Genomic DNA, 9,225 nt, shown 5'->3' with positions numbered 1-9,225 from the left:
CACTGCTCCGAAGGACCTCCCGGCGGCACCCCTCAACCGAAGGCGGCACACATGCGACGCGCAAAGATCGTGGCCACGATCGGCCCGGCCATCTCCTCCTACGAGAACCTCTCCCAGGCGATCCGGTCCGGCATGAACGTGGCGCGGCTCAACATGAGCCACGGCGACCACTCGGTGCACGACGCGTCCTACGAGAACCTGCGGCGCGCCTCGTCGGACCTCGGCAGCACGGTCGCGATCCTGGCCGACCTCCAGGGACCGAAGATCCGGCTCGGCCGCTTCGCGGACGGACCCCACGAGCTGCTGCCCGGGGACGAGTTCTCCATCACGACCGAGGACGTCGAGGGCACGGGTGGCCTCTGCTCCACCACGCACAAGGGCCTGCCGGGCGACGTGAACGTGGGGGACCCGCTGCTCATCGACGACGGCCGGGTGGCCCTGCGCGCCACCGCCGTCTCGGACTCGACCGTGACCACCGAGGTGGTCGTGGGCGGACCGGTGTCCAACAACAAGGGCATCAACCTGCCCGGTGTGGCCGTGAACGTCCCGGCCCTGTCCGACAAGGACGAGGACGACCTGCGCTGGGCGCTGCGCCGCGGCGTGGACCTCATCGCCCTGTCCTTCGTGCGCGACGCCCAGGACATCGTGCGGGTGCACGAGATCATGGACGAGGAGGGCCGGCGGCTGCCGGTGATCGCCAAGATCGAGAAGCCGCAGGCGGTCGACTCCCTGCACGAGATCATCGACGCGTTCGACGGCATCATGGTGGCCCGCGGCGACCTCGGCGTCGAGCTGCCGCTCGAGCAGGTGCCGATCGTGCAGAAGCGCGCCATCGAGCTCGCCCGCCGCTGGGCCAAGCCCGTGATCGTCGCCACCCAGGTGCTCGAGTCGATGATCGACAGCCCCCGGCCCACCCGCGCCGAGGCCTCCGACTGCGCCAACGCGGTGCTCGACGGCGCGGACGCGGTCATGCTTTCCGGGGAGACCTCGGTGGGCAAGTACCCGATCGAGACCATCGAGACGATGGCCCGCATCATCGAGGCCATCGAGAGCCAGGCGCTGGAGCGCGTCCCGGCCCTCGGGACGGAGCCGCGCACCCGCGGCGGCGCCGTGACCCGTGCCGCGGTGACCATCGCGCGGCAGCTGGACGTCAGCTACCTGTGCACGTTCACGCAGTCCGGGGACTCCGCCCGGCGGCTGTCCCGGTTGCGCCCGGCCCACCCGATCCTCGCCTTCACCCCCGAGCCCCTCGTCACGGCACTCATGTCCCTGCTGTGGGGGGTGCAGCCCATTCTCGTGGCGAGGGTCGACCACACGGACGACATGACCCGGCAGGTGGACCTGCACCTGCAGGAGCAGGGTCTCGCCGGCAAGGACGACCTCGTCGTGATCTGCGCCGGCTCGCCCCCCGGGGTCGCCGGCACCACCAACCTCGTGAAGGTGCACCGCGTGGGCGACATGGCGGACGCCGGGGAGCTGCTGGCCGGTCAGCGGCGCGAGCGCGTGGGACCGTGGCGCGAGGACTGACCGGGCCGGCGGCGATGACCCCGGAGGAGCACTCCCGGGACCTGCGCGAGCACGGGGTCCCCGAGGAGCTGCACGCCGCGTTCCCCGGCCACGGGATCGGCGGGCTCGCCCGGGCGATGGGCATCCGGTTCACGGAGCTCACGCCCGGGCGCTCGGTGGCCACGATGCCGGTGGGGCCGAACACCCAGCCGGGCGGGGTGCTGCACGGGGGAGCGCACTGCGTGCTGGCCGAGACGCTCGCCTCGACCTCCGCGAGCGTGCACGCCGGGCCGGGGCGCTACGCGGTGGGCGTCGACATCAACGCGACGCACCAGCGCGGGGTGGCCACCGGGACGGTCACCGGGACCTGCACGGCGCTGCACCTCGGGGCCACGCTCACCGTGCACGAGGTGGTGGTGACCGACGACCGCGGACGGAGACTGTCCACGGCCCGCGTCACGAACCTGGTCCGGGAGCGGGACGCCACGGGTTGAGGGGCCGGTCCCCTCGCGGCCCGCACGGAGGGCCCCTCTGCGGTGGGCCCTGCTGCGGAGGGCCCTGCTGCGGAGGGCACCGGCCGGGGTACGAGAAAACCCCGGACCGCCGGTCCGGGGTGCTGGTGCCCAAGGTGGGACTCGAACCCACACTCCAGTGGAACCGCATTTTGAGTGCGGCGCGTCTGCCAATTCCGCCACTTGGGCTTCCGGTCGCAGTCCGCGCCGCCTCGTGGAGGGCGGCTTCTGCGCTCGACCACTGTACAACAGTTATAGGCTGGGGCTGATCGGACGGAACGCGCGGAATCGGGCACTCCGGTGCCCCGGTTCCCGGACGTCCCCGCGGCCCGCGCGTCGCAGGGAACGACGCACCAGCAGGCAAGGAGTCAGCGTGACGGAGCAGCCGAACCCCTCCCCGGCGGAGGAGCCCGAGGTCGTGACCGACGACCTCCCCGAGGAGGCCGCGGAGTCCGGTCTGCGCACGGCCCGGCGGGTGGTGGTGGCCGAGGACGAGACCCTGATCCGGCTGGACATCGTGGAGATGCTCCAGGACGCCGGCTACGAGGTGGTCGCGGAGGCCGAGAACGGCCAGCGCGCGGTCGAGCTCGCGCACGAGCTCCGCCCCGACCTCGTGCTCATGGACGTGAAGATGCCCGTCCTGGACGGGATCACCGCGGCGGAGCAGATCGTCTCGGACCGGATCGCCCCGGTGGTGCTGCTCACGGCGTTCAGCCAGCGGGAGCTCGTCGAGCGGGCCCGGGAGGCGGGGGCCATGGCCTACGTGGTCAAGCCGTTCACGGTGGACGACCTCGTGCCCGCCATCGAGATCGCCATCTCCCGGTCCGAGGAGATCGCCGCGCTCGAGCGCGAGGTCTCGGACATGAAGGAGCAGTTCGCCACCCGCAAGCTCGTGGAGCGCGCGAAGTCCCTGCTGACCACGAGGATGGGCCTCACCGAGCCCGAGGCGTTCCGCTGGATCCAGAAGACCTCGATGGACCGCCGGCTGTCCATGCGCGAGGTCGCCGAGGCCATCATCAACCAGGTCACCTGACCCGCCGGGGCCCCGCCGCCCGCCCGCCCCGGGCCCCGCCCCGGGCCCTAGGATGGGTCCGTGACGAACACGACGCAGCAGACGCAGACCGACGCGACCCCCGACACCGCCGTCCGCACGGTGACCGTCGGGACCGAGACCGACCACCCCGTCGACGTCGAGATCCCCCTCCCGGTCTCGCGGCCCGACCGCAAGCTGCTGCTGATCGACGGCCACTCCCTGGCCTTCCGCGCGTTCTTCGCGCTGTCCCGCGCCGCGGAGTACGGCGGCGGCCCCGCGTTCGTGACGTCCGACGGGCGCCACACGGAGGCCGTCTACGGCTTCGTGAACACCCTGGTGAAGCTGGTGCGCGAGCAGCGGCCCACGCACCTGGTGGTCTCCTTCGACCTCGAGGGACCCACCCTGCGCTCCCAGGAGTACGAGGAGTACAAGGGCGGGCGGGACGAGACCCCCGAGGAGTTCCACGGGCAGATCCCGCAGATCCGCCGGATCCTCGACGCCCTGGGCGTGCCGATCGTCACCGCCGAGGGGCACGAGGCCGACGACGTCCTCGCCACCCTGGCCCGCCGCGGCGCCGAGCAGGACTACGAGGTGCTCGTCTTCTCCGGGGACCGGGACGCCTTCCAGATGATCGACGAGCACGTCACGGTGGTCTACCCCGGGCGCACCCCGTCCGACCTCAAGCACATGGACGCCGCCGCCGTGGTGGAGAAGTACAAGGTGCCGCCGCAGCACTACCCGGACCTCGCGGCGCTGACCGGCGAGCAGGCCGACAACCTCCCGGGGGTGCCGGGCGTCGGCGCGGGCTTCGCGGCGAAGTGGATCCTCGCCTACGGCGGCGTCGACGCGATCCTGGCGCACGCGGACCGGGTCAAGGGCAAGAAGGGCGAGGCCCTGCGCGAGCACCGCGAGGCGGTCGAGCGCAACCGGCGGCTCAACCGCCTCGTGACCGACCTGGGGCTGGGCGTCGACCTCACCGACGCGGGCCTGCCCGTGCCGGACCCCGAGGCGGTGGGGGAGGTCTTCGACGACCTCGAGTTCGGCGACGGACTGCGGAACCGGCTCTACGACGCGTTCGGCCGTCCCGAGGACGAGGCCGCCGCGCCGGCCGACCTGGGCCTGGGGGAGATCGCGCGCCCCGGCACGGCCGAGGAGCTGGAGCGGTGGCTGGCCGGCGGGCAGGACCCGGTGGTGCTGCGCGCCCTGCACCGCGACGACGACGCCGTGCTCCCGGGCGCCCGCGAGCTCTCCGGTGCGCTCCTGGCCCGCGGCGGCCACGAGCCGGACGCGCTGTTCCTGGACCTCTCGGCCGCGGACTCCGCCCTGGAGTCCGTGCTGTCCCGCTGGCTCGCCGACGCGGACCGCCCCAAGATCGTGGACGGGCTCAAGGACGTCCGGAAGTCCCTCGTGGTGCGCGGCCTCCCGCTGGAGGGCGTGGTGGACGACCCCCAGCTGTCCGCCTACCTGCTGCAGCCGGCGCGGCGCAGCTACGAGCTCCCGGCCCTGCTCGAGGACCGTCTGGGCCTGGCCGTGGCGCCCGTGCCGGACGGGGCGGACGCGGAGGGCCAGCAGCAGCTGTCCCTCGACGAGGAGCCCTGGCCCGCGCCGGCCGTGCTGCGGCGGGAGGCGGAGCTGGCGGTCGCGACCGTCCAGCTCTCCGCGCACCTGCGGGAGCTGCTGGCCGAGACGCACCAGACAGGTCTGCTCACGGACCTCGAGCTCCCCCTGGCCGCGGTGCTGGGCCGCATGGAGCTCGCCGGGATCGCGGTGGACCCGGACGGCGTGCAGGTCCTGCTCGACGACTTCGCCGGGGTGATCGAGCAGGCGAAGCAGGAGGCGCACGCGCAGATCGAGGAGCCCGTGAACCTGGGCTCCACCAAGCAGCTGCAGCAGGTGATGTTCGAGGAGCTGGGCCTGCCGAGGACGAAGAAGATCAAGTCCGGCTTCACCACCGACGCCGACGCCGTGGCCGAGCTGCTGACCCGCACCGACCCCGACTCGAAGGGGCACCGCTTCCTCGCGAGCCTGCTGGCCTACCGGGACGCCAACAAGCTCCGCCAGACCGTCGAGGGCCTGCAGAAGGCGATCGCCGAGGACGGGCGCGTGCACACCACCTACATGCAGAACGTCGCCGCCACCGGCCGGCTGTCCTCGACGAACCCCAACCTGCAGAACATCCCGGTGCGCACCGAGGAGGGCCGCCGCATCCGCGGGCTGTTCGTCGTCGGGGGCCCGGACGGCGGGCGGGAGTACGAGCAGCTGCTGACCGCCGACTACTCCCAGATCGAGATGCGCATCATGGCGCACCTGTCCGGGGACGAGGCGCTGATCGAGGCGTTCCGCAGCGGCGAGGACCTGCACCGCTTCGTCGGCGCCAAGATCTTCGGCGTCGCGCCGGAGGACGTCACCGCGCCGATGCGCTCCAAGGTCAAGGCCATGAGCTACGGACTGGTCTACGGGCTGAGCTCCTTCGGGCTCTCCAAGCAGCTGCGGATCCCCGTGGACGAGGCCCGCACCCTGATGAGCGACTACTTCACCCGGTTCGGGGCCGTGCGCGACTACCTGCGCGGCATCGTGGAGCAGGCCCGCGAGGACGGCTACACGGCCACGATCGACGGACGCCGCCGGTACCTCCCCGACCTCTCCAGCGACAACCGGCAGCTGCGCTCCATGGCCGAGCGCGCCGCCCTCAACGCCCCCATCCAGGGCTCGGCCGCCGACATCATCAAGAAGGCGATGCTCGGCGTGGACCGGCGCTTCGCCGACGAGGGGCTGGGCTCGCGGATGCTCCTGCAGGTCCACGACGAGCTCGTGGTCGAGGTGGTCCCCGGGGAGCGCGGGACCGTGGAGCGGGTGCTGCGCGAGGAGATGGGCGGGGCCGCCGAGCTGTCGGTGCCGCTGGAGGTCAACGTCGGCGCGGGCAGCTCCTGGCACGAGGCCGCCCACTGACCGTCCCGCCCCGGCCCCGGCCGGCCGCCCCCCCAACCCCACCGCGAACGAGGAACACGCCATGGACCACCCGCACGAGGCTCCCACGACACCGTCCACCCCCGGGACCGTGACCGAGTCCTACTCGGCCGGGGGGCACGATTACACCTTCGCGGAGTTCGGCGTGGGTCCCGGCGGGGTCGCCGCCAACCCGGCGGCGGTGGAGTGGGTCCGGGCCATCCGCCAGGGCTTCCACCAGGCGGAGCCCACCGACGAGACCCTCGAGCGCACGCTGTCGTGGATGCACGCCGAGCGCGTGCGGCTGCGGGGGGCCTACCCGCACGCCGTGCCGGAGGCGGCGCTGCCCACGCAGCGGCCCGTGGCGACCTTCACCTCCTGGGAGGGCTCGCTCAACGCGGGCCGCGGCCGGCTGCTGCGCGCCCGGCTCATCTCCGAGGTGACGGTCCGGCCCACGCACAGCCGCCGCGGGCTGCTGCGCCGGCTCATGACGGGCGAGCTCGACCGCGCCCGGCGGGACGGCTACCCCGTGGCGCTGCTGACCGCGACCGAGGCCACCATCTACGGCCGGTTCGGCTTCGGCGCGGCGACGTTCAACCGCGAGGTCACCGTGGACGCCACGACCCGCCTGCAGCTCAAGGCCCCCACCGTGGGGACCGTGGAGATGGCCGACGGGGAGGCGGTGCGCCAGCTGGCCCCCGTGCTCTTCCAGCGCTTCCACGAGAGCTCGCACGGGTCCGTGAGCCGGGTCGCCTACCACTGGCCGGAGTACACGGGGGAGTACGCCATCACGCCGCAGACGGCGGACCCGGAGGTGCGCTGCGCCGTGCACTACGACGACGCGATGCGCCCGGACGGCTACGTGACCTACCGCTTCGAGCCGAACACCTCCTACCCGCTGACCCTGACGGTGCTCGACCTCGTGGGCGCGTCCCCGGACGTGGCGATCGCCCTGTGGGAGTTCGTGACCTCCCTGGACCTCGTGGACCAGGTCCGCTTCGGACGCGCCCCCGTCGAGGACCCGCTGGTGTGGGCGATGGCGGACCGCGCCAAGTACCGCGTCACCGCGGAGTCGGACAAGGTGTGGGTTCGGGTCCTCGACCCCGCCGCGGCCCTGAGCGCGCGCCCGTACACGGCGCGCGGGCGGATCGTCGTCTCCCTCGTGGACTCGATGGGCTACGCCGACGGCGTCTGGTCGCTGGACACCACCGGGGGGACGCCCGTGGTGGAGCGGATCGGCGACCGTCCCCGCACCGCGGACGACGACGCCGGACGGTCGGTCCCCGCGGTGGAGCTGCCCGAGGGGGCGGACGTGGCGATGCGAGTGGACGTGCTCGGGTCCCTGTACCTCGGGGCGGTCAAGGCGAGCACCCTCGCGCAGGCCGGACTGATCGTGTCCCGGGACGAGGACGCGCTGCGGGACCTCCAGGACTTCATGGAGACCCCGACCGCCCCCTACGGCGTCACGCAGTTCTGATCCGGGCTGCGGCGCCGGCCCGCGGCCCGTGTTGCTTCCCTTTTCGCTCGTCCGTAGACTGACCCGGTGCGTGCTCTGCACGTGCCCTGTCCAGCAATCCTTCGGAACGGCCGCGGTCCGGCCGGACAATCTCCGTTCCGACTGATCACGAACCTATCCACATCGGAGTCCCTACTACATGACCACCACCACCCCGCAGGTTGCCGTCAACGACATCGGGTCCGAGGAGGACTTCCTCGCCGCCGTCGACGCGACCATCAAGTACTTCAACGACGGCGACCTCGTCGAGGGCACCGTCGTCAAGGTCGACCGCGACGAGGTCCTTCTCGACATCGGCTACAAGACCGAGGGCGTCATCCCGTCCCGCGAGCTGTCCATCAAGCACGATGTCGACCCCGACGAGGTCGTGACCGTGGGTGACGAGGTCGAGGCTCTGGTCCTCACCAAGGAGGACAAGGAAGGCCGCCTGATCCTGTCCAAGAAGCGGGCTCAGTACGAGCGCGCCTGGGGCGACATCGAGAAGATCAAGGAGGACGACGGCGTCGTCACCGGCACCGTCATCGAGGTCGTCAAGGGCGGCCTCATCCTGGACATCGGCCTCCGCGGCTTCCTGCCCGCCTCGCTCGTCGAGATGCGCCGCGTGCGCGACCTCGCGCCGTACATCGGCCAGCAGATCGAGGCGAAGATCATCGAGCTGGACAAGAACCGCAACAACGTGGTGCTGTCCCGCCGCGCGTGGCTCGAGCAGACGCAGTCCGAGGTCCGCTCCAACTTCCTGCACAAGCTCGAGAAGGGCCAGGTCCGCACGGGCACGGTCTCCTCGATCGTCAACTTCGGCGCCTTCGTGGACCTGGGCGGCGTCGACGGTCTCGTGCACGTCTCCGAGCTGTCCTGGAAGCACATCGACCACCCCTCCGAGGTCGTCGAGGTCGGCCAGGAGGTCACCGTCGAGGTCCTGGACGTCGACATGGACCGCGAGCGCGTCTCCCTGTCGCTGAAGGCGACCCAGGAGGACCCGTGGCAGCTGTTCGCCCGCACCCACGCCCTCGGGCAGGTCGTGCCGGGCAAGGTCACCAAGCTCGTCCCCTTCGGCGCGTTCGTGCGCGTCGAGGACGGCATCGAGGGCCTGGTGCACATCTCCGAGCTGGCCCAGCGCCATGTGGACATGGCCGAGCAGGTCGTCTCCGTGGGCGACGAGCTGTTCGTCAAGGTCATCGACATCGACCTGGACCGCCGCCGCATCTCGCTGTCGCTCAAGCAGGCCAACGACGGCGTGGACCCGGACTCCACCGAGTTCGACCCGGCCCAGTACGGCATGGCCGCCGAGTACGACGACCAGGGCAACTACAAGTACCCCGAGGGCTTCGATCCCGAGACCAACGAGTGGATCGAGGGCTACGAGACCCAGCGCGCCGCCTGGGAGCAGCAGTACGCCGACGCCCAGTCCCGCTGGGAGGCGCACAAGGAGCAGGTCCGCAAGTCGATCGCCGAGGACGCCGAGGCCGCCGCCGGCGGCACCACGAGCTCCTCGTCCTCCTCCTCGTCCTCGTCGGCCCCCGCTGCGGCGCCGGCCCCGACCAGCTACTCCTCCGAGGCTCCGGCCGCCGACTCCGGCACGCTGGCCTCGGACGAGGCCCTGGCCGCGCTGCGGGAGAAGCTGACGGGCGCCTGATCCGACAGGCACCGCCGGTCCGTCCCGGACGGCACTGACCACGACGGCCCCCGCCCTTCAGGGCGGGGGCCGTCGTGCT

At 72.1% G+C, this 9,225-nt stretch carries 6 protein-coding genes and 1 tRNA gene; 6 read left to right on the top strand and 1 reads right to left on the bottom strand.

Features of this window, described 5'->3' with window-relative positions; translation table 11 throughout:
• Positions 1-51 precede the first annotated feature (51 nt).
• Positions 52-1,527, top strand: coding sequence for a pyruvate kinase (gene pyk / locus ACH9D3_RS16275; RefSeq protein WP_396411719.1), 1,476 nt, complete (start codon positions 52-54; stop codon positions 1,525-1,527).
• A gap of 14 nt (positions 1,528-1,541) precedes the next feature.
• Positions 1,542-2,000: a hotdog fold thioesterase gene (locus tag ACH9D3_RS16270; protein ID WP_396411725.1), complete on the top strand. Its 459-nt coding sequence runs from the start codon at positions 1,542-1,544 to the stop codon at positions 1,998-2,000.
• A 123-nt stretch (positions 2,001-2,123) separates the two neighbouring features.
• On the opposite strand, the gene ACH9D3_RS16265 is transcribed toward ACH9D3_RS16270, so the two are convergent.
• Positions 2,124-2,207 (bottom strand) — tRNA-Leu (locus ACH9D3_RS16265).
• A gap of 229 nt (positions 2,208-2,436) precedes the next feature.
• On the opposite strand from ACH9D3_RS16265, the gene ACH9D3_RS16260 reads away from it, so the two are divergent.
• The 4 genes from ACH9D3_RS16260 to rpsA all read left to right on the top strand — a co-directional run bounded on the left by ACH9D3_RS16260 (position 2,437) and on the right by rpsA (position 9,146).
• A complete protein-coding gene (locus ACH9D3_RS16260) occupies positions 2,437-3,051 on the top strand; it encodes a response regulator (RefSeq protein ID WP_396411724.1) in 615 nt (204 codons plus the stop codon).
• Positions 3,052-3,111: 60 nt separating this feature from the next.
• Complete coding sequence (polA, locus tag ACH9D3_RS16255; protein ID WP_396411718.1) at positions 3,112-6,000, top strand: DNA polymerase I; 2,889 nt, start codon at positions 3,112-3,114, stop codon at positions 5,998-6,000.
• 61 nt (positions 6,001-6,061) lie between these two features.
• Positions 6,062-7,474: a GNAT family N-acetyltransferase gene (locus ACH9D3_RS16250; RefSeq protein WP_396398329.1), complete on the top strand. Its 1,413-nt coding sequence runs from the start codon at positions 6,062-6,064 to the stop codon at positions 7,472-7,474.
• Between the two features lie 178 nt (positions 7,475-7,652).
• Positions 7,653-9,146: a 30S ribosomal protein S1 gene (gene rpsA, locus ACH9D3_RS16245; protein WP_396398328.1), complete on the top strand. Its 1,494-nt coding sequence runs from the start codon at positions 7,653-7,655 to the stop codon at positions 9,144-9,146.
• The last annotated feature ends 79 nt before the right edge of the window (positions 9,147-9,225 follow it).

The sequence above is a fragment of the Kocuria kalidii genome (genome assembly GCF_044462225.1).
Lineage (GTDB): Bacteria > Actinomycetota > Actinomycetes > Actinomycetales > Micrococcaceae > Kocuria > Kocuria kalidii.
This window is presented reverse-complemented; position numbering and strand designations above follow the sequence as displayed.

Excerpts from the sequence above, each read along its gene's own strand:
- pyk (WP_396411719.1), top strand. The coding sequence starts at position 52 with ATGCGACGCGCAAAGATCGTGGCCACGATCGGCCCGGCCATCTCCTCC.
- ACH9D3_RS16270 (WP_396411725.1), top strand. The coding sequence starts at position 1,542 with ATGACCCCGGAGGAGCACTCCCGGGACCTGCGCGAGCACGGGGTCCCC.
- ACH9D3_RS16250 (WP_396398329.1), top strand. The coding sequence starts at position 6,062 with ATGGACCACCCGCACGAGGCTCCCACGACACCGTCCACCCCCGGGACC.
- rpsA (WP_396398328.1), top strand. The coding sequence starts at position 7,653 with ATGACCACCACCACCCCGCAGGTTGCCGTCAACGACATCGGGTCCGAG.